The organism is Terrirubrum flagellatum (assembly GCF_022059845.1).
Lineage (GTDB): Bacteria > Pseudomonadota > Alphaproteobacteria > Rhizobiales > Beijerinckiaceae > Terrirubrum > Terrirubrum flagellatum.
This window is the reverse complement of sequence record NZ_CP091851.1, coordinates 1,326,843-1,351,881: the sequence shown is the minus strand read 5'-3', so window position 1 is coordinate 1,351,881 and position 25,039 is coordinate 1,326,843. Positions and strand designations below refer to the sequence as shown.

23 protein-coding genes and 1 pseudogene are annotated in these 25,039 nt (G+C 61.1%); 7 read left to right on the top strand and 17 right to left on the bottom strand.

The genetic code is table 11. From position 1 onward, the window contains the following. Positions 1 to 24 precede the first annotated feature (24 nt). The 11 genes and pseudogenes from L8F45_RS06610 to L8F45_RS06560 form a co-directional block, all read right to left on the bottom strand. Positions 25 to 921 (bottom strand): ABC transporter permease, encoded by an 897-nt coding sequence (locus tag L8F45_RS06610; protein WP_342362087.1) that lies wholly within the window; start codon positions 919 to 921, stop codon positions 25 to 27. Further along, on the bottom strand, positions 914 to 1,858 hold the full coding sequence (locus L8F45_RS06605) for an ABC transporter permease (RefSeq protein WP_342362086.1): 945 nt from the start codon (positions 1,856 to 1,858) through the stop codon (positions 914 to 916). Before L8F45_RS06605 ends, L8F45_RS06610 begins: the two co-directional genes overlap by 8 nt. A 115-nt stretch (positions 1,859 to 1,973) precedes the next feature. Beyond that, positions 1,974 to 3,608, bottom strand: a complete 1,635-nt coding sequence (locus tag L8F45_RS06600; RefSeq protein WP_342362085.1) for an amidohydrolase — start codon at positions 3,606 to 3,608, stop codon at positions 1,974 to 1,976. Between the two features lie 98 nt (positions 3,609 to 3,706). Continuing rightward, positions 3,707 to 4,303 (bottom strand): annotated as a pseudogene (locus tag L8F45_RS06595) (amidohydrolase family protein); the annotation flags it as partial. Positions 4,304 to 4,330: 27 nt separating this feature from the next. Beyond that, positions 4,331 to 5,401 carry an NAD/NADP octopine/nopaline dehydrogenase family protein gene (locus tag L8F45_RS06590; RefSeq protein ID WP_342362084.1) on the bottom strand — a complete coding sequence of 357 codons (1,071 nt, stop codon included), beginning with the start codon at positions 5,399 to 5,401 and terminating at the stop codon, positions 4,331 to 4,333. Positions 5,402 to 5,567: 166 nt separating this feature from the next. Continuing rightward, positions 5,568 to 6,260, bottom strand: a complete 693-nt coding sequence (locus L8F45_RS06585) for an amino acid ABC transporter permease (protein WP_342363381.1) — start codon at positions 6,258 to 6,260, stop codon at positions 5,568 to 5,570. Between the two features lie 19 nt (positions 6,261 to 6,279). Further along, positions 6,280 to 6,987: an amino acid ABC transporter permease gene (locus tag L8F45_RS06580; protein WP_342362083.1), complete on the bottom strand. Its 708-nt coding sequence runs from the start codon at positions 6,985 to 6,987 to the stop codon at positions 6,280 to 6,282. Positions 6,988 to 7,057: 70 nt separating this feature from the next. Further along, positions 7,058 to 7,894: a transporter substrate-binding domain-containing protein gene (locus tag L8F45_RS06575; RefSeq protein ID WP_342363380.1), complete on the bottom strand. Its 837-nt coding sequence runs from the start codon at positions 7,892 to 7,894 to the stop codon at positions 7,058 to 7,060. Between the two features lie 17 nt (positions 7,895 to 7,911). After that, positions 7,912 to 8,652 carry an amino acid ABC transporter ATP-binding protein gene (locus L8F45_RS06570; RefSeq protein ID WP_342362082.1) on the bottom strand — a complete coding sequence of 247 codons (741 nt, stop codon included), beginning with the start codon at positions 8,650 to 8,652 and terminating at the stop codon, positions 7,912 to 7,914. A gap of 31 nt (positions 8,653 to 8,683) precedes the next feature. Continuing rightward, positions 8,684 to 10,129, bottom strand: coding sequence for an NAD(P)-binding domain-containing protein (locus L8F45_RS06565; protein WP_342362081.1), 1,446 nt, complete (start codon positions 10,127 to 10,129; stop codon positions 8,684 to 8,686). Next, positions 10,126 to 11,112: a LysR family transcriptional regulator gene (locus tag L8F45_RS06560; RefSeq protein ID WP_425329989.1), complete on the bottom strand. Its 987-nt coding sequence runs from the start codon at positions 11,110 to 11,112 to the stop codon at positions 10,126 to 10,128. Before L8F45_RS06560 ends, L8F45_RS06565 begins: the two co-directional genes overlap by 4 nt. A 147-nt stretch (positions 11,113 to 11,259) precedes the next feature. On the opposite strand from L8F45_RS06560, the gene L8F45_RS06555 reads away from it, so the two are divergent. Continuing rightward, entirely contained in the window at positions 11,260 to 11,733 is a 474-nt protein-coding gene (locus L8F45_RS06555) for a CMD domain-containing protein (protein ID WP_342363379.1), read from the top strand. After that, entirely contained in the window at positions 11,730 to 12,308 is a 579-nt protein-coding gene (locus tag L8F45_RS06550; RefSeq protein WP_342362079.1) for a peroxidase-related enzyme, read from the top strand. Before L8F45_RS06555 ends, L8F45_RS06550 begins: the two co-directional genes overlap by 4 nt. A 538-nt stretch (positions 12,309 to 12,846) precedes the next feature. On the opposite strand, the gene L8F45_RS06545 is transcribed toward L8F45_RS06550, so the two are convergent. The 5 genes from L8F45_RS06545 to L8F45_RS06525 form a co-directional block, all read right to left on the bottom strand. Then, positions 12,847 to 13,599: an amino acid ABC transporter ATP-binding protein gene (locus L8F45_RS06545; RefSeq protein WP_342362078.1), complete on the bottom strand. Its 753-nt coding sequence runs from the start codon at positions 13,597 to 13,599 to the stop codon at positions 12,847 to 12,849. Then, on the bottom strand, positions 13,596 to 14,405 hold the full coding sequence (locus tag L8F45_RS06540) for an ABC transporter permease (protein WP_342362077.1): 810 nt from the start codon (positions 14,403 to 14,405) through the stop codon (positions 13,596 to 13,598). Before L8F45_RS06540 ends, L8F45_RS06545 begins: the two co-directional genes overlap by 4 nt. After that, a complete protein-coding gene (locus L8F45_RS06535; protein WP_342362076.1) occupies positions 14,402 to 15,103 on the bottom strand; it encodes an ABC transporter permease subunit in 702 nt (233 codons plus the stop codon). The genes L8F45_RS06540 and L8F45_RS06535 overlap by 4 nt, the downstream gene beginning before the upstream one ends. A 61-nt stretch (positions 15,104 to 15,164) precedes the next feature. Further along, the gene (locus tag L8F45_RS06530) at positions 15,165 to 16,010 is read right to left on the bottom strand and encodes a transporter substrate-binding domain-containing protein (RefSeq protein WP_342362075.1); all 846 of its coding nucleotides are present in this window, start codon (positions 16,008 to 16,010) and stop codon (positions 15,165 to 15,167) included. A 39-nt stretch (positions 16,011 to 16,049) separates the two neighbouring features. After that, positions 16,050 to 17,369, bottom strand: coding sequence for an NtaA/DmoA family FMN-dependent monooxygenase (locus L8F45_RS06525; RefSeq protein WP_342362074.1), 1,320 nt, complete (start codon positions 17,367 to 17,369; stop codon positions 16,050 to 16,052). A gap of 98 nt (positions 17,370 to 17,467) precedes the next feature. Between L8F45_RS06525 and L8F45_RS06520 the strand changes: the two genes are divergently transcribed. The 5 genes from L8F45_RS06520 to L8F45_RS06500 are packed head-to-tail and all read left to right on the top strand — an operon-like array spanning position 17,468 to position 23,730. Then, positions 17,468 to 18,667, top strand: a complete 1,200-nt coding sequence (locus L8F45_RS06520) for an ABC transporter permease (RefSeq protein WP_342362073.1) — start codon at positions 17,468 to 17,470, stop codon at positions 18,665 to 18,667. Then, the gene (locus L8F45_RS06515) at positions 18,664 to 19,557 is read left to right on the top strand and encodes an ABC transporter permease (protein ID WP_342362072.1); all 894 of its coding nucleotides are present in this window, start codon (positions 18,664 to 18,666) and stop codon (positions 19,555 to 19,557) included. Before L8F45_RS06520 ends, L8F45_RS06515 begins: the two co-directional genes overlap by 4 nt. Continuing rightward, the gene (locus L8F45_RS06510) at positions 19,554 to 21,383 is read left to right on the top strand and encodes a dipeptide ABC transporter ATP-binding protein (protein ID WP_342362071.1); all 1,830 of its coding nucleotides are present in this window, start codon (positions 19,554 to 19,556) and stop codon (positions 21,381 to 21,383) included. Before L8F45_RS06515 ends, L8F45_RS06510 begins: the two co-directional genes overlap by 4 nt. Next, on the top strand, positions 21,380 to 22,843 hold the full coding sequence (locus L8F45_RS06505) for an MATE family efflux transporter (protein ID WP_342362070.1): 1,464 nt from the start codon (positions 21,380 to 21,382) through the stop codon (positions 22,841 to 22,843). Before L8F45_RS06510 ends, L8F45_RS06505 begins: the two co-directional genes overlap by 4 nt. After that, positions 22,840 to 23,730 carry a DMT family transporter gene (locus L8F45_RS06500; RefSeq protein WP_342362069.1) on the top strand — a complete coding sequence of 297 codons (891 nt, stop codon included), beginning with the start codon at positions 22,840 to 22,842 and terminating at the stop codon, positions 23,728 to 23,730. The genes L8F45_RS06505 and L8F45_RS06500 overlap by 4 nt, the downstream gene beginning before the upstream one ends. Here the strand turns inward: L8F45_RS06500 and L8F45_RS06495 are convergent. Continuing rightward, positions 23,706 to 24,740, bottom strand: coding sequence for a LysR family transcriptional regulator (locus L8F45_RS06495; protein ID WP_342362068.1), 1,035 nt, complete (start codon positions 24,738 to 24,740; stop codon positions 23,706 to 23,708). The genes L8F45_RS06500 and L8F45_RS06495 overlap by 25 nt on opposite strands. Between the last annotated feature and the right edge of the window lie 299 nt (positions 24,741 to 25,039).

Sequence of the window (25,039 nt, the reverse complement as noted above, 5' to 3'; positions counted from 1 at the left end):
AGCCAAATTCAGGAAGGCCTTAGCCTAGGTGTTGCGCAGACGCGGATCGAGCACGTCGCGCAGCGCATCGCCCAGAATGTTGACGCAGAGCACAATCAGAACGATGCCGAGACTCGGCAGCAGCGAAATATGCGGCGCGAAGAACAAGGAGTCGCGGCCCAGCGAAGCCATCATGCCGAGTTCAGCCTCCGGCGTCCGCACTCCAAGGCCGAGGAAGGACAGCGCAGCGCCAATCAGGATCACCTGCCCAAAGCGCAGCGTGAGAAACACAAACACCGAAGAGATGCAGTTGAGGCCGAGATAGCGCCAGATCAGCGTGCGGTCGGGCAGGCCAAGCGCGCGGCCGGCCTCTATATAGTCCTGCGCCATCACGACAACGGCGGCTCCACGCGTGACTCGCGCGACATCGGGAATAGTTGCGATCGAAAGCGCGATGACAATCGCGGTGAGGCCCGGACCGACAACCGCAGCCAGCGCAAGGCCCAGCAGGATCGCTGGAAAAGAAAGCAGAATATCGGCGAAGCGCATCACATAGGGATCGATGCGGCGATAGAAGGCGGAGAGCATGCCGAACAGGGCGCCAAGCACGCCGCCGAGCAGCACCGATGCGAGCCCCATCACGAGCGTCAGACGCGCGCCATAGAGCAAGCGTGAGAGCATGTCGCGGCCTTGTGCGTCGGTGCCGAGCTTGTGGCGAGGGACGTGGCCATCGCTCCAGAAGGGAGGCAGGAACGGACGGCGAGTGGTCTCATAGGGATCGAATGGCGCAAGCCATGGCGCGAACAGGGCGCCGATGACGATGATCACAAGAATCAGCAGCGCCAACGCAGCGAGCCTGTCGCGCAAGATGCGGCGCACCAGCGACGCTGCTCCAACGCGGCGCGGCGGCGCATCATTCATTGAGGCGCTGACATCAGCCATGCGTCTGCACCCGAGGATCGAGCGCAGCGTAGAGCATGTCGACAACGAGATTGATGCTGACGAAAGCGATCGCGAGCGTCAGAATCGCGCCCTGCGCCAGGGGAAAATCGCTCGCGAGAATGGCGCCGACGGCGAGCCGGCCGATGCCAGGCCAGGAATAGATGGTTTCAGTCACCACGGCGCCGCCCAGTAGATACCCCGCTTGCAGGCCGATCAGGGTGACGACCGGGATCAGCGCGTTGCGCAGCACATGCTTGATGACCACAGTGCGCTCGCGCAGCCCCTTGGCGCGAGCCGTGCGCACATGGTCGGCGTTCATCACTTCGAGCGCCGCCGTACGCGTCATGCGCGAAATCGGTCCGACGAAGGTGAGGCCCAACGTCATCGCGGGCAGAGTGATGTGGGAAAGGCCGTCGAACGTCCAGAGCGGCCCGCCCCGGCCAATGAACGGCAGTAGGTCCCACTGATAGCCGACATATTGCATCAGGATCAGCCCGATGAAAAACACCGGCGTCGACACGCCAGCGACGGACACCGCGATGACGAGCCGATCGATCAGGCGTCCGCGATAGACCGCTGCAAACGCGCCAAGAGCGACGCCGGCCGGAATCGCCCAGACGAGACAAGCGAACATCAGTTCCACTGTGGGCCCGATGGCGTCGCCCAACTCGCTCGTGACGCGGCTGTTCGAGATGAGCGACACGCCGAGATCGCCCTGCAGCACGCGGACGAGATAAAGCGCGAATTGCACGATGACAGGGCGATCGAGGCCCATGTCCCTACGAATCTGAGCCACCAACTCCTGGCTTGCGGTCGGGCCTGCAATGATCGCCGCCGGGTCGGCCGGAGTCAGTTGCAGAAGCAGAAAGCCGAAAAGCAGAACGCCGAAGAGGACCGGCGCGGCGAGCGCCAACCGATAGGCGATATGGTTCAGCATGACGCCGCGTGAGCGGGTCTGAGGCGGCTCGCCGCGCCTATTGCCTGCGCACGCGTCGCGGCGCTGCAGCTTCGCCGCGCTTCTTCTCGAAAGCTCCCCGCCTGCCGCGCGCTACTCAACTCGCTTCCCCGGTCGCATCGTGAACGATCTTTCCATCGAGTATGGTCAGATCAACGCGCGTCTCATGCAAGATGTGTTCCGGGGTCGCCGTGGTCAAATCGCGCGAAAACACGGCGACGTCAGCGAGCATCCCCGGCAGAAGCCGGCCGCGCGTTCTCTCGGCTTTGTTCACAAAGGCGCCGAAATCGGTATAGGCGGCGATCGCCTCGTGAATGTTCAGCGCCTGCTCCCTGCCAATCACCACCCCGCGGGAAGTTTTGCGCGTGAGCATCGTATAAAGGTTCGGAAAGATGTTGACGTCGCACACTGGCGCGTCGGACGACGCGGCAGGCTTCAAGCCGGCGGCAATCCAGTCGCGCATGGGATAGCTTGCCGCCGGCCGCTCATCGCCAAGAACCGAGCGATAGAGATCGCCAAAATCATAGATGAAGACGGGTTGCGGCGTCGGCTCGATTCCAAGGCGGACCATGCGCGCAATCTGCTCCGCGGAATTGAAACCGCAATGCTCGATCCGATGGCGGCGCTCCGGATCAGGCGACGCCGCGAGCGCGCTCTCCATTGCGTTCAACGTCTGCTCGATCGCAGCATCGCCAATTGCGTGCACCGCCAGCTGATAACCCTTGTCGTGATAGTCGCGCGTGAGCGCATCCATCTCCGCGTCGGTCAGACAGAAGATGCCGTTTGTCTCGGGCTCTCCGAGATAGGGCGCGCTCATCGCCGCGGTGCGGCCGCCGGCCGAACCATCGGTGAATATCTTGACCGGCCCGACGCTCAGCCAGTCGTCGCCTTCGCCGGTCACGAGACCTTCAGCGAAGCACTCCGCGACAATGCCTTTGTGGCCGCCAAGAAGGCACATATTGGTGCGAACCGGCAGCCGCTGCGTGCGCCGCGCCGTGCGGTAGGCCTTTACTTCGCGCATCTGCGAACGAATGCCGACCGCAGCATCCATCACGCTCGTCACGCCGAAGCTGTTGCAATAGCGCCCGGCCCGTTCGATCGCCGCAACAAGCTCCTCGTCTGTCGGGTCCGGGATCACTTTCTGAAGCGAGTCGCGCCCATTCTCCGCCATGAGACCGGTCAACGATCCATTGACCTGCTCAATGGCTCCGCCGGCCGGAACGGGCGTACGCTCGTCGACGCCAGCGAGCTTGAGAGCGAATGAATTCGCCACCGCCAGATGGCCGCAGGCCCGCACGACATAGACGGGATTATTGGGAGCCGCCGCATCGAGCTCGGTGCGATGCGGATGACGCTTCACATCAAGCTCGAAATGGTCGTAGCCGCGCGCCAGAATCCACTCTCCGGGCTTGATTTCGCGGGCCCGTCTGGCGATCAGCTTCAACATGTCGTCGAGCGTGCGGATGAAGCGCGGCCTGACGTCCAGCTCGCTCATTGTGAGCCCGAGCGGCAGGAGGTGCAGGTGCGCCTCGTAAAAGCCTGGCGTCGCGAGGCGCCCGTTAAGATCGACGACTTTCGTCGTCGGACCAATGAGCGGCTCCATGTCGGAAGGCGCGCCCGTGGCCAGCACGCGCCCGGCCCAAAGCGCGGCGGCGCTCGCATAGCCCTCCTTCAGCCCGAGATAGACTGGGCCATTGAGGAGCACGATGTCGGCCTGCGGCAGAGCGGTCACGTCTGATCTCCGGATGCGCCGCGCAGCATCCTATGGCGCGGCCGCGCCACGCAAGACGTCACGCTCGATCCGCGCATGCGCGGCGCGCAACGCCGCCCTCAACCATTGAAGGCCGCCTGCGCTTCCGGCAGATCCCAGATCTTGCCGATCACAGCCGCCGCGGCCGAGCCGATCGCGGTCTCATCTCCTTCAACATATTGGCCGCGATCAATCAGCAGACGCCCGTCGACGATCACCTGATCGATATTCGCGCGGTTCGCGAGCGCGATCAGGCCGCGCCTGGGATCGAACAAGGGTTGCAGATGCGGATGGGAGAGATCGACGACGGTCAGGTCGGCGGTCGCGCCCGGAGCGATGACGCCGAGATCGGGGCGTTTGATAACGCTTGCAGCCGTCGCGGTGACAGACTCGATCAGTTCGGGCGCGTTCGCCGCATCGGCCCGTCCCGACGAAATCTTGGAGATGATCGACGCGGCGTTCAACTCTCCGAGGAAATCCATGTTGTAGCCGTCGGTCCCCACCACGGTTTTCACGCCATGGTCGGCGAAGCGCCCGAATGCGGCGGTCACGCCGGCGCGAGCGAACACGCGCGGACAGTTCAGCACCGTCGCGCCGCGCGCCGCCATCAGCTTGAGATCGCTGTCCGAGCTTGAGATGCAGTGGGCGGCGAGAAGATCGGACGCAAGCAGGCCGAGCGATCTCACGTCGGTGAGCCGAGGGAGTTAGAATCCATCTCTTGCTCGCCTTTCCAGCTCCGCGCGGCTCATTTCGTTGAGATCGAGCGCAGGCAACAAGTTGTTGTCATTGGCAAAATCTCGCCCATAGGCGGCGGAAAGAAGCGAGAGGCCGGCCTCGTGCAACGAGGCTGGATGCCCAACGAGGCGACCAAGTAGCACGGTAGGCAGCAAGCCATAGGGAGCATCTTCGATCACATAGCGACTATCGAGCGTCGTGGGGCCAAATCCACCTCGCCCACGCCTGTGCAGTTCCGCATTCATTTCTGCGATGCTGCCAATCGGCAGCTGATAGGAATAGGCGTAATGCTCGCGGATTGTCCTGACCGACACATTGAAGGCCTCTGCTATCGCCAGCCGCTCATCATCCAGCGCTTCCATCATGCGGCCGACTGCCGGAGTTACATTTTCTGCTTGGCCCCATCTCTCTCCTCGCTCCATCCGCGTCAGATTGAACAAGGCAATCGCGAGATGGTTCTGCGGGTTGAGGTTGCTGAGCGCGATCGCAAGAAGACTTTCGCGCGGCAGAAAGCGCTCGCCAAAGAGCGACGTGCACAGCGCCACCGATTCGGTAGAGGCGCTTTTGGGCACGCTTGCGAGATCAATCTTGGACCGCAACGAATTCACGGTGACCTCTTGAGGCGAGGTCTTGCGGCCAGTTGTAAGAGTTGTGCTCCAAGCAACGATCGGCAAACGGAGCCGACGCTCAGCCAGCAAACGCGATAAATAGAGTGCGCCGAACGAGGCGTGCGAGCTGATAATTACCGATTGCCCATCCTGGAGATGCGGAGCGATAGCGTCGAAAGCCAGCTTGTGCGCATAACCTGGCATCGCCAGCATCACAACATCGGCATCGCCCACGGCAGCTTGGACGCTATGCGCGACCCGTAGATCGCACGTTGCTTCGATTGCTCCCGTTGCTCGTAGCGCCGCGCCGGCGGCGAAAACTTGGGCGCTTCGCCCTGATGGTGACCAGAGCATCGGATCATGTCCTGCAACTGATAGATGCGCCGCCGCGCCGCAGGCCACTGCGCCGGCTCCGAGGATGCTCACACGCACGCGCTCAGCCTCCATTTTGGGGATGACGACAGGAGCCGGCGAGTGACCACTCGTCCCACAACCGCAGGCTTCACTCTCGATCTTTGACGACACATCGCGAATTCCAGCAGCGTCGAACCGCTATGGGTCGCCCGGGTTCCGCCTACCTACCAGCACCACGCCACGACTAGATCCACACTCTAAGGGCGCGTTCCATTCGATCCGCCGCTTGTGTGACGGCGTAAGCGATCACCATGTAAATCACGACCGCGATGACAAATGCTTCGAGATAGTAAAAATTGAGAGCCGCAGTCAGTTGCGACTGCGCGAAGATGTCAACAACCTCAATTGCAAAGCCCAGCGAGAGGGCCTTCATAATGACCATGATAGAATTGGTCAGATCCGGGATGGCCGCGATCACAACCTGCGGGAAAAGAACTCTCCGAAATAGCTGGCCGCTCGTATAGCCCAAAGAGCGGGCCGCATCTGCCTGACCAGTATCAAACGAGTTCAGAGCGCCTTTGACAACCTCCGCTTGGAACGCGGCAATGCAGGCTGTCACCGCAATCACCAAGATTACCCAGTTCGGCGTCGCATGACCATTGAACTTCACACCGATCAGTGAGGCCAGGAATTGGATGACCGGAGGCAGGCCGTAGTAGGAGAGGAAGATCACGATCACCATGGGAATGCCCTTGAAGGCGACCTTGTAGGCGAAAACAAATTCTCGCAGCACGGGTACTCGCTGATGTTCGACAAGCGCAAACAGGCTGCCCAGAATCGCCGAGAAAATAAAAATCATAAACGCCATGAGAAGCGTGAACGGAACGGCGCCCAGGATTTCCTGCGCGTCTTGGACCAGAATCTCAAAATCAAACATCATGACGGTCTTCCCTATCTCAAACGCTTGGCATGGCCACTTGCTTCAGTTGCTTAGCCTGTGGCGCGTACATGGGCGAGCGGAGCTCAAATAACCGCACGATAAGCCACGCGACCAGGCACATCAGCGAATAGATGACCGCCAGCACGAGGTAGGTTTCGAATTGATATTGGTTATAGGAACGCTCCATGATCAAATGGGCCGTCGCCATCACGTCCGCCGCCCCGATGTACATGACCAGCGCAACGTTGTGAGTCAGATAGATCAACGAATTTCCGTAGCCTGGCAATGCGATATGCACCGCTTGTGGACCAACAATTCGAGTCATCTTCTGGCGAAATGTGTATCCCAGACTATCAGCCGCATCATGTTGACCACGATCGACCGCGAGATAGGCGGGCCTTATCACTTCTGACAGATATCCGCCGTGATAGAGGCTGAGCCCGACCATCGCAGCGACCGTCGGAGAAAAGAAGTCGGGCGCTCCTAGCAAGGCCACCAGTAACGGAAGTCCATAAAACGCGACGAACAACTGAAGAACGACAGGAACACTCCGGGCGTAGGAGACATAGAGATCAGCAAAGATACTGATCACCGGTAGCCTACGAATCCGGAGTGTGGCCGCAATAAGCGCCAGACAGAAGCCAACGATGAGAGCCGTAAATGTGATCGCGAGCGTCAGCGGGAGCGCCGACATCAGCTCGGGAATCATTGCAGGAATATCCACGTCGAAACATCCCTTGTCGAAATCGCGGCCATATCGTTGGCTATGGAATCATCGGCATCGAGAAGAACGCCTATTTGATGTATTTGACAATTTCCTCGCCGAACCACTTCTGCGAGAGCTTGTCCATCGTGCCATCCTCTTTCAGTTCCTTGAGGACTCTGTTGACGTCGGCGGCGAGCTGCGTGTTCTTCTCCGCGCGATGGATCAACATATAGGTGTTGGCGCTATAGACGGGCTCAGACGCCTTGATGTCGAGCTTCTGCTCTTCGATGACGGTCTGCTCGCCAAGGTTCGACGGCAGGATCAGCGCATCGAATTTGCTGTTCTGAACCTCTTTCAAGCGATCGGGATAGGGGATGCCGGCGCTTGACGCCGTGATGTCGAGTTTGAATCCGGGATTTTCCTGCATCCAGCTCATGACAAACCTGTATGTCCCGCCTCCGGCCGTAAGAGGCACAATCCGCTTGCCGACCAAGTCCTTCATTCCAGCGATGCCGCTATCCTTGCGGCTATAGATTTTCATCAAGCTCGCCCCCATTGGATTCTCCGGAATGAGGAACTGCTTCGCGCGCGCATCAGACCTGTAGTATCCACCGCACGCCATGTCGTACTTGCCCGTTGCAAGCCCCGTTTCCTGCGCGATATCGGCAACGCCCTCCATTTCGAATTTATACTGAGGAAGCTTCGCATTGATGGCTCGCAGCAAATCAGGTTCATAGCCCTGTGGTTCAACGCCGATCGCGCCCCACGCCAGAGGCTTGGATTCAGCCGACGTCGCGATTTTGGCGACACGCACTCCGCCGGGCGCCTGTCCATAGGTTCCGGTTACGCTCGCAAGAGCAATTGCGGCTCCGCCGCAAAGGCTCAAGCTAAGCCGACGGCGCGAAATTGAATTCATTGCAGACATAGTCAGTGCTCCCTTTTTCAATGAACTGCGCGTTCGGAACGAAGGAATTGGACGAGGCGCGGGTTGGAGGTCGTCTCGAATATCTCAGTCGGGCTGCCGTCAGCTGCGACGACGCCACGATCCATAAAGACGATCCGGTTCGAGATGCTCTTTGCGAATTGCATCTCGTGAGTCACCAGAAGCGAAGTGATTCCCGACGAGGTGACGTCCCGAATAACTTTCAGAACCTCGCTGACGAGTTCAGGATCAAGCGACGACGTAGGTTCATCGAACAGCATCACATCCGGTCGAACTGCCAACGCTCGCGCGATGCCTGTTCTCTGGAGCTGCCCCCCTGAAAGTTGGGAGGGATAACTGTTGAGCTTGTCTGAGAGCCCCACACGCTCCAGCTCTCGCAGCGCGATTTCACGCGCCTCCTGCTCAGCTTTTTGCTGAACCACCATGAGCGGATCCATCACATTCTGAATCACGGTCATGTTCTTGAAGACATTAAACTGCTGAAAGACCATAGCCGTTCGACGCCGGATCGCCTGCACAACAGGCTTGTCAGGGCGCTGATAATCCATCTGGATCTGATCGAACGTGATAGCTCCCGATGATGGCTTGACCAGATAATTGATGCATTTCAGCAACGTGGTCTTGCCGGTGCCGCTGGGGCCGATGATCGAGACAACGTCGCCACGACGGACCGAGAGATTGACGCCGTTCAGGACGTTCGTGCTTCCGTAGGACAGCTTTAAGTTTCTGAGCTCAAGCATTTCTGGTTGGTGTCCCCTCGGCGGTAAGTCGTTACGCGGCGTCAGCGTCTGTCCACTCGTCGCCAAGCAATTCCGGCGTCTCAAAGGCTTGCAGGGCAGCAAAATGCTTTTCGCGATCGGCGACGAAGAGGCTACGGACGATTCCGCGCGCGAGGCGGTCGGCGCCTTCACTAATCGCGGGAATATCGCCTGAGAGCTTGCCGTGGCTCAGCGTGGCAGGAAAGTTAAAACAATGAATTTGGCGAAGCGCGGGGCAAGCGCCGGGCGTCTTTTCCTGGAACTCGAAACTCGGCCCGAGATCAGGCGAGCTTTCCAATTCGGAATTGGCCATGCTCGCCGGCGCTTGGAAGCGATCTCGCCAGAGCCGAATCTGTGGCGCGAAAGCGGCCAACTCGGGCCGGGATCCAAGATCAACCTGAAAACCGGTGCCGAAGATAATGAAGTCGGTTTTGTAGCGGCCCTTCGGGGTTGTGATGACGACGTGATTGTCGTTCTTCACGAGAGCGAGGAGCGGGCTGCCGAGATGGAAATACGCGTTGGCGTGTTGCGAGACTCGCAATGTGCTCGGGCGAGGCGGCGGGGTCTGTGCGCGGAGGGTATGGTCGAGGAAGCGCCATTTCCATTCGTCCGGCAGGCCGGCGAAGCCGTGGACGACGCCTTGGCTGCCGATGCCCGTGAACTTATTGATGCGCGGGATGTCCGCGCGGCGAATGAAGAGATCGAGCCGCGCACAGCCAGCCTCGAGAGCAACAGCGGCATTGTCCATCGAAGAAGCGCCTGCGCCGATGATAGCGACCCGCTTTCCGCGCAGCGCACCGAAATCAATGGCGTCGGCGGTATGGGCCCAAAAGCGCCAGTCGATCGTTTGCGCGATCGGAGGCACATAAGGCCCGCCAAGTCCGTCGCGCCCGGTAGCAAGAACGACGTGACGCGCATAAACCATGCTGTCGGCTTCTTGGCTCGCGATGCGCAACGCCAGCAGACCGTCCGACCGCGGCTCTATTGATTTGACCTCGACTCCGTTCTCGACGGGAAGCTCCAGCACCTTTCGATACCAGATGAGATAGTCCATCCATAGCGGGCGCGGCGCGCGATCAAGAACGTCCCAAGCCTCGCGGCCGAAACGCGCCTCGTAGTAGGCGCGAAAAGTCAAAGCGGGCAGACCCATTGCAGGTCCGGTAAGCTGCTTGGGCGAGCGCAGGGTTCGCATCCGCGCAGTGGTGACCCACGGGCCCTCGTGTCCGGCCGACGCGCGGTCGAACAACACATGATTGTCGACGCCGAGGCGCTTCAGCATGCCCGAGGCGACGAGCCCGGCCATGCCAGCCCCTATGATGACGACGTCGCGCACGCGCTGTCCGTCAATCTCGATTGGCGGGACCCACGACTTCGCCGGCAACTCCAGCCATGAGAGATCCTGCGCCAACCGCTTCTCCAGGGCGTCGAGCCCGGACGGCGGGTTGCAGGCGTCGCTCATCGAAGCGCGTTTTCGTGATCTTTGGGCCCATAGACCAGATCAGACAGGAGATCTGCGCTAGCGAGGTCGTGGAGCCGGAAGCCCGGAATAAGCGCCGCGGCCTTCAACACAGCCTCATTGAGCGCAGCGACGCCCGGCGGCAGAGGGTGCGCAGCTGGAGAGATCGCGCCGAACAGAAAAGGAATTTCGACGTCGAGCGGCCGCAGCATGACGCCTTCCAGTTCGAGAGCGCACGCCATGACCGGCTCGACAATCGCCACTCCGAGGCCGCGGCGCACAAGCGCCAGAGCGGTCAGCGACGAGTTGGCATCGATCATCTGAGCCGGCGCCGTCTTGGCGACTGCAAATGCATCGTCGACACGCCGGCGCAGGCGATAAGGGTTCGCCATCGTGATGACGCGCCGTTTTGCAATGTCACGAAGCGAGACGACGTCTTGCTGCGCAAAGGGATCGTTCGGCGCGAGCGCCGCGATACAGGGCGCCTCACCTATCCAATGAACTTCAAGACCAGGATGTTCGACCGGCAGGCTGGCGAGACCGAAATCGGCGGCGTGGGATAACACCTGCTGGACCACGCCTTCCGCCGACAGCGACTGAATGTGGATCTTGTCTGGCAACAGCGCCGGATCGACTGCCGCCAATGCGTCGGGGATCAGCCCGGCCGCCAACGCCGACGTGCAAGCGAATTCGAAGGCTGGCAGCGTAGCTGCGCCGATCGCCTCCGCTCGCGCCCGGATATGCTTGAGCCCGAACAGCAGACGTTCGACCTGCGCGTGAAACTGTAAGCCGCGTTGGGTCGGACTGATGCGGGGGCCACTACGATGGAGAAGCTCGTAGCCGATGTCGGCTTCGAGCTCTTTGATGTGGCGGGTGACAGCCGGTTGAGAACGCCCCAGCAGCCGTGCCGCCCCTGTGATGCTTCCCGCCGACATCACTGCCGCGAAGGCTTCGAGCTGCCGGATGTCGAGAGGCGGGCTATCCATTCAACGAATGATAGAGAGAGATTGATGCAGATCAAATATGGAGTTGTGATACCAAAGGCGCTCAACCTCACACTTTTGAATGAATACGCACTCTTGATGCCTAATCGATATAATGGGGCGCTGCCGTCCTGGGGCCGGCGAGGGTGCATGACGCTTATCGAACACATGGCCGGCATCCGTCCGGGAACGCCACTCGCTCAAGCCATGGCGGCTCGCGCTGAGATCCTAAGGCTCAGTCAGGCAGCTCATGACGCGGTGCTGCTGCCCAAAAAACCAGGCGGTATCAGTCATGGCCTGCGCGCGGCGCTGGCGGCGCGAATGGCGCGGCAGAACGCTCAGCCGCGGCTCGCAGAACACTATGACGAGCTCATGCGTCGCAGCGGCGAAATGCAGGACAGCGACGTTTCCTTGCGCGAGCAAACGCGGGTTGCGGCAATTGTCACCCATGCGGATCTGCTGACGCTGCGGCCGCGCGACGCTACGCGGAACGATATTGAAGCATTAAGGCGCGCTGGCCTTGGTGAGCCGGACATTGTCCGACTCGCCGAACTCGCAGCATTCGTGAATTACCAGGTGCGCGTCATCAAGGGGCTGCAAGGCCTGGGAGAGGCGAAGCGATGAGCCGCGTCGTTCACGCCTTCACAACCGAGATCCCGGTCTGGTCGCCCTATGTGACGCCCGTTGATCTCGCTGCGGCCACGCCAGAGCAGATGGCGGCGATGCAGGTGACGCCATCCAACAAGGGCGTCTCACCATATGTTCTGACGCTTGCGCACGATCCGGAATCGCTCGCGGTGCGCTCGCCCCTTTTCAATCAGATCATGTATGGCAGGCAAGGCCTGACTTCCGCCGAACGGGAGCTCGGCGCTGTCGGCGCGTCCGTCGTCAACCGCTGTATTTATTGCGCAGCTGTTCACGCCTCGCGATTCAATAACCTAACCAAGCGCCCGGAAGTGATGGACGCAATCTTCGCGGACGAGCGTAGCGCGAAACTCGAGCCACGCGAGCAAGCAATCTTCGATTTCGCCGCCCAGCTCTCGGATACGCCGCCGACAATTACAGGGGCGGCGACCAAGAAACTGGAGCAAGTCGGTCTTGATACTCTGGAAATGGTAGACCTCATCCTCTCCGCGGCGATCTTCGGTTGGGCAAACCGTCTCATGCACACGCTCGGTGAGCCAACCGAGCCGATATGATTGCGTTCGCGGCGAGATGCGACGAAGCAAATCCGAATCTGTCATGCGCGAAGCTCGTCGGTAGCTATGCAGGCATACTGCGCCAATTGCAGTCGTGCGGAGCGCTCGTCGATAGCAGACATTCGCACCACATCCGAAAGCGCGATTCGGAGAGATATTTCGGGCCGCGCTTGATTTCGATTACAATTGAGCGCCGCAATAGCGGTGAAAACCCTATTCTCCGCTTTCCGCAGATATCAAGTCGCCTTGACGAAAGTATCGGGCACGCAACAATCGGCTGGAATAAATACTCTCCCAATCTCCTTTGATACAGCGATCGCCGCCGCGCAGTAAAGCAAGCTGCTGAATCAGTGGTCATGGACGCTGCTCGAGCCGCAGACGCGGCTCGAGCAGCCCTGAGCCACGACCGTCAGCGCCAACGCTCCCCGAAAGCTGAACCTTCACTGCCTCGACGAAAGAGAGTGATCCAGGTTAGCGTTGACGCTCGCGTTGAGAGACGAAGCGCCGTATCGACGCACGATCCGTCGTCGGCGCGTCATCAATGTAAGATTTGAGCGATAAAAGATCTTAGGCGTTCGCTGCGCGGCGACTCGAAGAACTCCTTCGCAGACGCGATCTCGACGATCTCCCCCTTGTCCATGAACACGCAGCGATTCGCGACGCGGCGCGCAAAGCCCATCTCATGGGTCACGCAAATCATGGTCGTGCCGTCATTGGCGAGCTCCTCCATCACCTGGAGCACCTCATTGATCATTTCCGGATCCAGCGAGGACGTCGGCTCGTCAAAAAGCATGATAGGCGGCTCCATGCACAGCGCGCGGGCGATCGCGACCCGCTGTTGCTGTCCGCCTGATAGCTGACTTGGATATTTTGACGCCTGCTCGCTGATATGCACGCGCTCCAGATAGAATCGCGCCAGCTTCTCCGCTTTCTCTTTCGTGAAGCCTCGCGTGAGCTGCGGCGCCAGCGTGCAATTGTCGAGAATGGTCAAATGGGGAAACAGGTTGAATTGCTGAAACACCATGCCGACTTCCAGCCGCACGTCCTGGATCGCGAGCCGGCTGCTGGTGACCTCAATCCCATTGACCACGATTCGACCGACGTCATGCGGCTCAAGCCGATTGATACATCGGATGAGCGTGGACTTTCCGGACCCTGACGGGCCGCAAATGACGATCTTCTCCCCCTTTCTGACCTCCAGATCGATCTGCGAGAGAGCCTGGAAGGAGCCATAATATTTGTCGACGCCGGAGATATGAACAGCGATCGGGCGTTCCGCCTGCCTCTTCATGCCGCGTGCTCCCTTACAACCGGCGCCATCGCGCCCGTCGATGCAGCCGCGCGTCGAGGCGCGGCGCGCGCAACCGGTCGCGTGGCGGCCGCATGACGCCGCTTCTCCTCGCTAATCAGATGATCATTGAGATAGCGGTCGATTTTCAGAAATCCGAGGCGCACAATATTGACGAATATCCAGTAGAGCGCAGCGGCTGTCAGGATCGGCGTGAATGGATCATAGGTCGCTTCGAATATGCCGTTTGCGACAGACGTCAGATCATTGACGGTGATCGTGCTGACGACGGCGGTGCCCTTGGCGAACATGACGACTTCATTCTGGTAGGCTTTGAGGCCATAGCGCATGGCGAGCGGGAGGCGAATGCGCAGAAATGTCTGTCGCGGCGAAATGCCCAACGCGTGACTGGCTTCGATCAGCCCGGCGGGGACCGCCTCGAGAGCGCCGCGCACCACTTCGACCATGAAAGCCGTGTGATTGAGGACGAGCCCGATGATCGCGCACGAGAATGCGCTGCCAAAGATCAGCCACAGCGGACCTTCCCGCACTACGGCGATCTGTCCGAAGCCGTAATAGACGAGATAGAGCAGGATGAGCAGCGGCGCGCCGCGAAAGAACACCACATAGGCTGCGGCCACGCCCGACACCAGGCGATTCTTCGACATGCGCGCCAGCGTCACCAGAAGCGAGGTGAAAAGGCCAATCGCGAGGGTCAGGAAAGTCAGCAAAATATTGATCGTCAAGCCGCGCGCCATATCAGGCAGGCTCGCCATGGCGAGCGACAGGTCGATCGGCAGCGCGTTCATGCTTTTGCCTCCGCAATGCCCCGGGCAAAGCGCGCTTCGAGAACGGCCGACAGTCTCAGCGTAAGCGCGCTGAATGCGACAAAGAACAGGGACGCCGCAATGAAGAACAGAAACGGCTCCTTGGTCGCCCCCGCAGCGATCTTCGCGTTGCCGACGAGCTCGTTGAGCCCGGCAAGCCCGACCAGCGGCGTGTCCTTCAGGACGATCATCCAGATGTTGACCAGCCCGGGCAGCGCGAGGCGAACGAGCTGTGGAATAATGACGCGCCGCCATGCGGCGAAAGGCCGGATCGCGAGCGCGGCGGCCGCCTCGAACTGGCCGCGCGGCAGATTGCGGATGGCGCCGCGCACCAGTTCGGCGATGTAGGCGCTGTAGACGATTGTCAATGATGCGACGCCGGCGCCAAATGGCGTCACGTCAAAACCGCGCGACCTCCCGAAGAGGCTCGTCAGCATCGCGCTCCCGCCATAATAGATCAGGAAAATGATCAGCAGTGACGGGACGCCGGTGATGATCGAGAGATAGGTCCGATAGACGCCCTGAATGATGAAACTGCGGGAAAGGCTGCTGGCGATGCCAAAAACGGTTCCACACAGCAGCGCAAGCAGAAACCCCACGACAAAGAGCTGAAGCGTGATCGCGGCGCCGCGAAGCATCTGGAAGGCGTATCCGCCGAACTGTTCGGAGAAGATGTCCATGGCCTGCTCTCGCCCGTCAGAAAGGCGTCGCTGCAGTCAGTTCATCGCGGAAACCTGAGCTTCACATGCCCTTCGCCACGCAAGCCGCGTCCTCGGGGCCTGTCGTGATATCGAGATATTTCTTGCGGATGGCGGTGAAAGTGCAGTCCGCGAAGATCGATTCAAGCGCCACGTTCATACGCTTGAGCAACTCGTCATCACCCTTTTTCACCGCCCAGGAGAGGCCGCGCATCGGCTCCGGGATATCATCCTGCCCGATCTCGTATTCGCCGCCATCAAGTTTCCACCCCTTACCCTCGGGTTTCATGATCAGCTCGATCGTCGCGTTGATCTTGAGCTGGAACAGCATGTTGACGCGACCCGCCAGCAGATCGAGCTTCTCCTGATCCGGGTTGTCGTAGTACGAGTACTCGACTGCGTCGCCGAAGCGGTCCTGAATCCACTTGATGGTGGCCGCGCCGCGCTGCAGAGCAAGTTTGATTCCCTTTCCGCGCAAACCCTCCTTGGTGAAGGTGTACTGGCTGTTGACGGGAACGACGAACGTCGATGGATTCTTGAACAAGCGCCGGCTGAGCGCGAGCCGCTCCCGACGTTCCGGCGTCGGGAGCAACTGCGAGATCAGGATGTCGAACTTGCCCTGAAGCAGCGAAGGGATCAGCGCCTTGAAGTCCATCACGACCATTTCGCATTCGACGTTCATGCGCTTGCACATTTCGCGCGCAAGGTCGGGCTCCACGCCCTTGAGGACGCCGTCGGAGCCGACCATGCTGAAGGGCGGGAAGACGCCTTCATTGCCGAGCTTCAGCTTCTCGGCTTGCGCGGACGTGGCGGCGCTGATCAGCGCGGCCAGCCCGAAAGAACAGGCGCCCGCCAGAGCGATCAGGCGGCGCGTTGGGGAAGTTCGCATTTTCATAGCCTTGTCCTCTCGCTGCGGGGTGGGAACGGGTTAGAATTCAAGCAGATTGTCGCGCAGATGCTGGTGGGCGTAGGCGCGCCGGACGAGCCCCCGCTGCTGCAGTTCAGGCACCAGCCCGTCCGTAATGGTCGCAATGCTGCGGCGGCTGACGTCAGGCAGGTTGAACAGGAATCCGTCGCCGCCGACTTCCTGCATCACTTCCGCCATCTGGGTAGCGACGCTATCGGGATCGCCGACGAGGTCGATCGTCCCGCCATTGCTGTTGTAGCTGATGATCGCCTCGCGCAGACTCTTGTCGCCGGCCCTACGGACGAACTGCGCCAGACTCGACTGATGACCGTTGGTCGTGAGTTCGAGCTGACCGACCGGCGTATCGAGATCGATGTCGGAGAGATCGAGATTGGTGCTCCAACCGAATTGAGCCAGCCGCACGTCGATACTCTTTTCCGCCAGCGCCGCGCGCTGGTCCGCCTTGGCCTGCGCTTCCTGCCGGGTTTCGGCGACGATCGGCGAGACAAGGAACAGGACCTTGCACGACGCCGGATCCCGGCCCGCCTCGATCATGCGCCTGTGGATGTCGTCCCGGTACTGTTTCATCGCGCCGATCCCCTTGGGATGAGCGACGATCGTGTCGGCGTATCTCGCCGCGAACGCCCTGCCCTGATCCGAGCCGCCAGCTTGGGCGATGACCGGCTGGCCCTGCGGAGCCGGGCCGGAGTTCAGAGGCCCGCGCGAGCGATAATATTTACCCTCGAAGTCGATCGTGTGGACCTTGGCGTGATCGATGAGCACGCCCGACTTTCGGTCCGCCACGATGGCGCCGGGCTCCCAGGAGCCGAACAGCCGCTTGACGATCTCCACATACTCCTCGGCCATCTCGTAGCGCTGGTCATGCGGGGGCAGCTGGTCGAGGCCGAAATTCATCGCCGACAGATCGGAGCTGCCGGTCACCATGTTCCAGCCGGCGCGCCCGGACGACACCTGATCGAGCGTGCTGAGGATCCGCGCTGCGAGATACGGATGATAGGCGAAGGTCGACAGCGTCGGGACGACGCCAAGCCGTGAAGTGACCGCCGCCATCATGGTCGCGACGACCGACGGCTCCTGACGAGGAACCGACATCCCGTTCTTCAGAAAAATCTCGCGTGAATTTCGCCAGTTCTGTCCGACGTAGATTGAATCTTCGATCAGCATATAGTCGAAGCACGCCCGCTCCATTGCTCGAACGAGATCGAGGAACAGGCCTGGCTCCATCCATTCTTCGCTGATGTTGCCTGTCCATGGCGCGCGCCAGGCCTGGATGCTCGATCCCTGCAGAAACCAGGCAAGATGGAAGTGATCAGCGGGCATGACGCCTTTCGATGCGAGGCCAGCTCGCAGACTGCGCGTCATCGACAAGCGATGCGCCGACAGTCTGCAGCTAACGCGACGCTATCGGCGCGGCGGCGATGGAAACATCAAGAAGCCCTGATATATGGCCCTGCCGTTCACGAAGAATGCGATGCCGATTTTTTCGGCGTCCTGACCAGGCGAGCGCCAACACCCCGGACAAAGCAATCGGCGGCGCAAATTATATGCGCATCGATGATCGAAAACGGGCGGGCAAGCTTGGCTTATTCTTGATGTTACCTGGACGTAGGCGAGCGATACGGTGCCACATCGCCACAAGGAGCGAAGCGGTGACGCTGAAGGTGCTGCAGCAATTCGGGATGCGCCTCGGAAGCAATCTTGTGACGCTTCTGATCGTATCGGTGGTCACTTTTCTGCTCATGAACATAAAGAAGCCCGAGGACATCGCGCGCAGCGTGCTTGGCCGCGAGATCAGTGGCGAGCAGATCGCGAGATTCGTCGAAAGGAACCAACTGGGTCGACCCGCTTATGTCCGTTACCTCGAATGGATCGGCAACTTCGTCCGGGGCGATCTCGGAAAATCGATCGTCACCGGACGGGCGGTTTCGAACGACGTATTCACGCGGCTGGGACGCAGCCTCACGCTCGCCGGCGTCGCAGCATTGTTCGGAGTGCTGGGCGGTATTTTTCTCGGCGTATTTCTCGCGCAGCGCAAGGGAACTGCGACCGATTTCAGATGCGTGACCCTGTTGCTCGTGCTCGCCTCGATGCCGGAGTTCCTGATCGGGATCGCGCTCTATCTCGTCTTCGTCGTCTGGCTCGGCTGGTTTCCCACCCAATCGGCGATGGCGTTCTCCTTCGGCGACTTCTGGGCTCGCGCCGTCACATTCATACTGCCTGCGGCGACGATCGCGCTGCTCCTTGTTCCACACATCGCCCGGGTGGCGCGGGTCGCCACGTCAGAGGCTTTCGCCGCCAGCTATGTCAGCGCGGCGCGTTTGCGCGGGTTGAACGAACGGCAAGTGAAATGGGATCACGCGTTTCGCAACGCCGCGGTGCCCCTCGCGAGCGTTATCGGCCTCAATCTGGTCTACGCCATCTCCGGCGTGCTCGTCGTCGACTATCTCTTCGGCTTCCCGGGGATCGGATCGCTTCTCGTCGCTGCGATCGGGAGCGGCGATGTCCTGACCACGCAAGGGATCATCATGATGTTCGCGGTGATCATCGCGATCATCAATGTCAGCGTCGACGCCATGATCCTGTGGCTCAATCCGCGGCTGCGGCTCGCGACGCCATGACTAACGGGTTGATGCCAGCCGCGGTCATCGAAGAGGCCCATGCGACGCTCCGGCGTTCGGCCTGGCTGCAGATGCTGTCTTCGCGCGATGGCCGTTTCGGCTTTTCACTGATCGCGGCGATGCTGGCCCTGATTCTGGTAGGGCCGCTGCTCGCTCCTTATGGACCGACCGAAATCCGGCTGGGACCCGCCAATCAGGGGCCATCGGCCAGCCACTGGCTCGGCACCGATCATCTCGGGCGCGACGTGCTCAGCCGCTTCCTTTGGGGCGGCCGCAGCATCATCACGATTCCCATCATCGCGATTTCGATCACCTACGCCACTGGCGGCCTCCTCAGTCTCCTTGCCTCCTACAGAGGCGGCTGGTTCGACCTTGTCACCGCTCGTCTATTCGAATTTTTGATGAGCCTGCCGTCGCTACTGAAGATTCTGCTGCTTGTCGCCGCCTTCGGCCCTTCGACGCCTGTGTTGATCCTGGCGATCGCGATCTCCAACATGCCCGGATCAAGCCGCGTCGTTCGCGGCGCCGTGCTCAGCCAGGCTGGCGTCGACTATGTGCAGGCGGCGCAGGCGCGGGGCGAGTCAGCTCTCTCGGTCGTCATTCTTGAGATCCTGCCGAACATCCTCGGACCCGTCGCGGCGGATTTTTCTCTGCGCATCACCTGGGGAATCATCTCGCTCTCCACGTTGAGTTTCCTTGGTCTCGGCGTGCAACCCCCGCAGCCGGACTGGGGGCTGATGATCCAGGAGGGCCGTTCCTCGCTGCAACAGGCGCCACTCGTCGCCATCGTGCCGGCGATGGGCATCGCTTGCCTTTCCGTTGGCTTCAATCTGGCGGCCGACGCCATCGTCAGACACACGGCCGGCGCCCATTCCGAAGGAGCGCGATGACGATGCATGGCGGCATGACGCAATCGCCGGACACAACCGCGCAGGCCCCTCCGGGGCGCCTGGAGATCAAGGGTCTCAGCGTGCGCTACTCAGGCGCGGCGGACAGTCGATTCGCGATCTGGGACGTGTCGCTCAATCTCGAGCCGGGGAGCATCGTCGGCCTTGCCGGCGAGTCAGGCTGCGGCAAGTCGACGACCGCCAAGGCGGCCATCGCATTCCAGCAAGGCGAGGAAATGATCGCAGGAGCCTCATTGCTCGGAGGCGTCGACCTGCTGGCGTTATCGGCTCCCGATCGCCGGCGTCTCTGGGGGAACCGCGTTTCCTACGTTTCGCAGAGCGCGTCGCTCGCGCTCAATCCGGCCCTCACCGTCGGCCGGCAGCTTGCGCAGCCGCTCCGCCGGCATCTGGGGCTTCGCGGGAGCGCGCTGGCGAAGCGCCAGATGGAGCTGTTCGAACTCGTTCAGATTCCAAATCCAAAGGAGGCGCTCAAGCGCTATCCGTTCCAATTCAGCGGCGGGCAACAGCAGCGCGTCGCGCTGGCGATCGCCCTGTGCTGCAACCCTGACGTCCTGATTCTCGACGAACCGACCACCGGCCTCGATGTCACGACGCAGGCGCATATCTCAACGGCGCTGCGTCGCATTGTGGACGAAACGTGCATCGCAGTTCTCTATGTGAGCCACGATCTTGCTCTCCTGGGCGGCCTCTCGGATCGCCTCGCCATCATGTACGCCGGCCAAATCGTCGAGGAAGGGCCGACCGCCGAGGTGATCCGCGCGCCGCGGCATCCCTACACGAAGATCCTGCTCGGGCTGAGCCCGCGTCTCGACGATCCGAGACTCGTCTCGGGCATCCCGGGCATCCCGCCGGCCGGCGTCGTGCTCAATCAATGCGCCTTCAGTCCGCGCTGTCCCTACGTCCAGGAGAGCTGCCGCAGCGCTCGGGTGGCGCTTGAACATTTCGGCGAGAGTCACACGGCGCGATGCGTTCGCGCCAACGAGCTCGGAAGCGTCGCGCCGGCGCCGGTCGCCATGAGCAAGACCGCAGCCATCGGCAACGGGCATCTGCTGATTGTCGACCAGTTGGAGCTCACCTACCGGCGCGCGACGGTCAAATCGGTCGACAAGGTCTCATTCCGGCTGCGCGAGGGCGAGCGACTGGGAATCGTCGGCGAAAGCGGCAGCGGAAAATCGTCGATCCTCAAGATGATCGTCGGCCTCGTCGCGCCGAGCGACGGCTATATGCGATTCGACAATACGCGACTTGACGGCCTGGCGATCGACCGACCGAAATCGCTCTGCCGCGACATTCAACTGATCTTCCAGAATCCGGACGCGTCGCTCAATCCGCGCCACACGATCCGGCAAATACTCACGCGTCCGCTTGCGGCGTTCCGGCGCGAACTGGCCGCCAAAGATCGAGAGGCTGTCATTCGCGACGGCCTCGAACGGGTGCGGCTCCCTCCCTCCGTGATCGATCGTCTGCCAGGAGAGCTCTCCGGCGGCCAGCGTCAGCGGATCGCGATCGCGCGCGCCTTTCTCGCTCAACCACGGCTTCTGCTCTGCGACGAGGTGACATCTGCGCTTGACGTGTCAGTGCAGGCGACCGTCCTGCAAATGATCGCCGAATTGTCCGCCGAGTCCGGCGTAGCGGTCATTCTCGTCAGCCACGACCTGGCGCTGGTCCGCACCATGGCGGATCGCACCATCGTGATGCGCGCCGGCCGCATCATCGAACAACAGGACAGCGATGCGCTCTTCATCAATCCACAATCCGACTACACCCGCGAACTCATCGCGGCGATCCCGAAGCTGAACGCCGCATGACGACGCTGGCGGCGCAGCGGACGCTTCTCCCGACCGGCGTCGCGGAGCCGCCCGCGGCGCGGCGGCCCGTTCACACGCACATCCTGGAGACAGCACACCTCGCCGGCCCGATCGCCATGGGTCAGCTCTCAAAGCAGTTGATGCAGACCGCGACATTGGTCCTGTTCGGAGTGATCCATCCGCAAACGCTGGCCGCCGGCGGTCTCGCCGTCCGGATCACCGTCACAACCCAAATTCTGTCTGCCGTTCTCCTGACGGTCGGCGTGTCGATCGCTGTCGCGAAAGGCGCCGGCGACGCGCGACGCGTCGCCGCGCTGTATTGGAACGGACTGTATCTGTCGTTCCTCCTTTCACTTCTGTCATTCCTGTGGTTCAGCAACGCGCATCTGCTGCTCACCGCCCTTACGCTGCCCCCGGAAGTCATCGCCGACACTCAACGCTGTCTCGACATCATGCGTTGGGCGGAGCCTGCGAATCTCATCACGCTTGGATTGATGCGCGGCGTTCTTCCGGCCTTCGGAATGGCCCGCATCCTCTATGCGCTCACGCCTGCATCCCTTGTCATCTACTTCGTCGCCGCGATCGCGATCGCCAAGGGCGCGCTGGGGGCGCCTCCCATGGGCTGGCTCGGCATTCCGATCGCGCTTGTTGCGACCAAATGGCTCGCCGCGCTCGCGATGCTCACGATGGTCCACGCCACAAATTGCCGAAAGCACATTCCGCTCGGGCCGCCACGCGTCTCCGTGCTCGGCCTCATGCTCCGCGTGGGCGTTCCGATCGGCGTCGTCCAGGCGCTCGACACGCTGTTCTTCTTCACCACCACGCTGATGATCGGCCGGCTCGGCGCGGCGCCGCTCGCCGCGCACCAGATCGTCATGAATTACGGAACCATCACGTCGAGCTTCGCCGTCTCGAGCGGCGACGCCGCTTCGCTGCGCATCGGATATTTTCGCGGGAAGCGCGAGTTCGCAGACGCGCGCCGCGCCGGATTTGTCGGCATTGTCATGAGTTGCGTCATGACCGCCATCGCCGCCGTCTGCGTCGGCCTGTTTCCTGATTTTTTCCTCGGGCTCTTCATCGATCTCCACGCGCCCGAAACCCAGCCCATCATCGCGATCGCACGATCTCTTGCGCTGATGTCCATCTTTTGGGTGCTGACGGACGGCGTCTATGTGGCGTCACTTGGCCTGCCGCGCGCCACAGATGACAATCGCTTCGCGATGCTGGTGGTGCCCCTGGTGTACTGGGGCCTTGGCCTCACCACAGCTTACCTGCTTTCATCCACATTGCAGCTCGGCCTTGTCGGCTTCTGGTGCGCCTTTGTGCTGGCGCTGACAGTCAATGCGCTGATTCTGATTGGACGCTTCGCTTGGGTCAGCCGCCCGCAGGCGGCTGCGACGGCCCAATCGAACGACGGCCCGACACTAGCGCGACCAGCTTCGAGCCTGGATCACGGATGATCAGAATCGCGCCGGCCGCCATAACGCGGCTCTGGTCGCGCGCATCCGACAATCTTCGCGCCACGATCATGACGATGGGATCAATCGTGCTGTTCTCGGTCATGCTGACGAATCTCAAGCTGATCGGGACACGCATCCCCATGACGGAGATATTGCTGATCCGTCAGCTTATCGTGTCGTTGCTGATCATCCAGTTTTTCGGAAGCGATCTGCGGAGCGCGCTGCGGACCAATCATCCGGGCCTGCAAATCCTCCGCGGCCTCTTTTCATTCGGCTCGCAGCTCACGCAATTCGTCGCCCTGCTCTACATCCCGCTCGCCGAAGTCACCGCCCTCAGCTTCAGCCAGGTCATCTTCATCACGATCGCGGCCGCGGTCATCCTGCGCGAGACCGTGGACTGGCGCCGCTGGCTCGCCGCGATCGCCGGATTCGCCGGCATGGTCGTGATGATGCTGCCAGCCAGCGGCGGCGTCATCAATGCCTTCGCTCTCATGGCGCTGTCGAGCGGCCTGTTCGGCGCCGGCGTCTCGATCACGATCCGGTCGATGGCGGCGACGGAACCGACCATGACGATCATGCTCTATCAGAGCATCATCCTCTGCATATTCTACGCTGCGCCCGCCGCCTGTTGGTGGATCTGGCCGACATCAAGCGAATGGTGGCGGCTCATCCAGATCGGAGTAGTCGGCACCATCGCGCAGTACCTCTTCACGCGCGGCTGCCAGATCGGCGAAGCTTCGGCTCTGGCGCCGCTCGAATTCTCGCGGCTCCTGATCGCAACCCTCGTCGGCTATTTCGTGTTCCTGGAGATTCCGAGCCCGACCACTCTCCTTGGCGCGACAATCATCATCGCCTCAACGGGCTACGCGGTTCGGCACAACGCCTGAACGCTCGCCAGCTTGGGAGACCGCAACTGCGGAACGCTGACTGGGCCCGCTCCGTCGGCCCGCGACGCCGCTTCAGCGCGACGCGCCGCTGCAGCCGCCTCCATGTGAATTTCCACAAGACTGTCGACGAACCGCTCGGCAAGCTTGAAATCCGGCGAATTAGGCCGCGTCACCGCGGTTATCGGGCTGACGCGGCGAGTCAGCTCCGGTTTGAGAACGCGCAACGCTCCTGACTCGATATGGGGCTTCGCGACATGCTCGGGCACATAGCCGATGTTGCGGCCAGACAGAACCAGCGCCAACTTGGCGTGCGCTCCATGTCCGATGTCCCCGAAGGTTTTGAAATAATGGCCGTTGGGGCTGGGATGAATGTCTTCGAGATGCCCCCTGTTGCAATAGGCCGCCGACGCAATGTGTTCCGTCGTGATCATCCGATCCGGAATGTCGAACAGCGGGTGCGTGCGTCCGCAACAGAGAAGCGTCACCTCATCGAACAAACGCTCGAATGTGAGCTGTTCAAACTGATCGGTCACGAGCCCGACGCCAACATGAATCAGGCCGTCAGCGACCCTGCCCGCCATCTGGAAGCCCAGCATGATCTCGATCTTGAAGCGGATGTTCGGATAGCAGGCGGTGAAGTTTTCGATCGCCTCGGAGATGCGCGCATGCGGATTGTCGACGATGCCATCCTGAATGCCGACCACCAACTCGCCGTGGGCTGTCGCGTTCAAGGTCGAAGCGCGTTGCTTGAAGAGTTCAATCGAAGCAAAGAGATCTCTCGCCGCCTGATAGACGACTTCGCCTTCCCGAAACAGTTTGAAGCCTTTCGGCCCGCGTTGGCACAGGCGCGCGCCTAAACGTATCTCCAACGATTTGAGATGCTCGCTGAGCACGGACTGTGAAAGATTCAGCGCCGCCTGCGCCGCAGTGAAGCTGCCTCCTTCAACGATAGCGCAAAAGCAGCGCAGCAGCTTCAAGTCGATATCATAGATCTGGCTTGGACCTGACATGGGGCTCGCTCCTTCAACGAAGAAACTCGGCCACCCGCTTCGGCTCCCCCCTGGTAGGACGGATTTGCAACAATTGTGCCAAGCAATTTTCGCCCAAGCTTTAGGCGCCGGTCCTACGGAATCGACATCAGTCCAACCGCGCTGCGTCTTAGGATCAGCGAACCACGCTCGTGGTCCTGCGCGCGCCAGCAGCTTACTGCTGCATTTTTGTGTTCTTGCCTAAACTAAAATCGGCCTCCTCGCCGACTGAAGCTTGTCGCTTTTCCGATAGTTCGTTTCTTCCGCGGCCGATTAGCTTT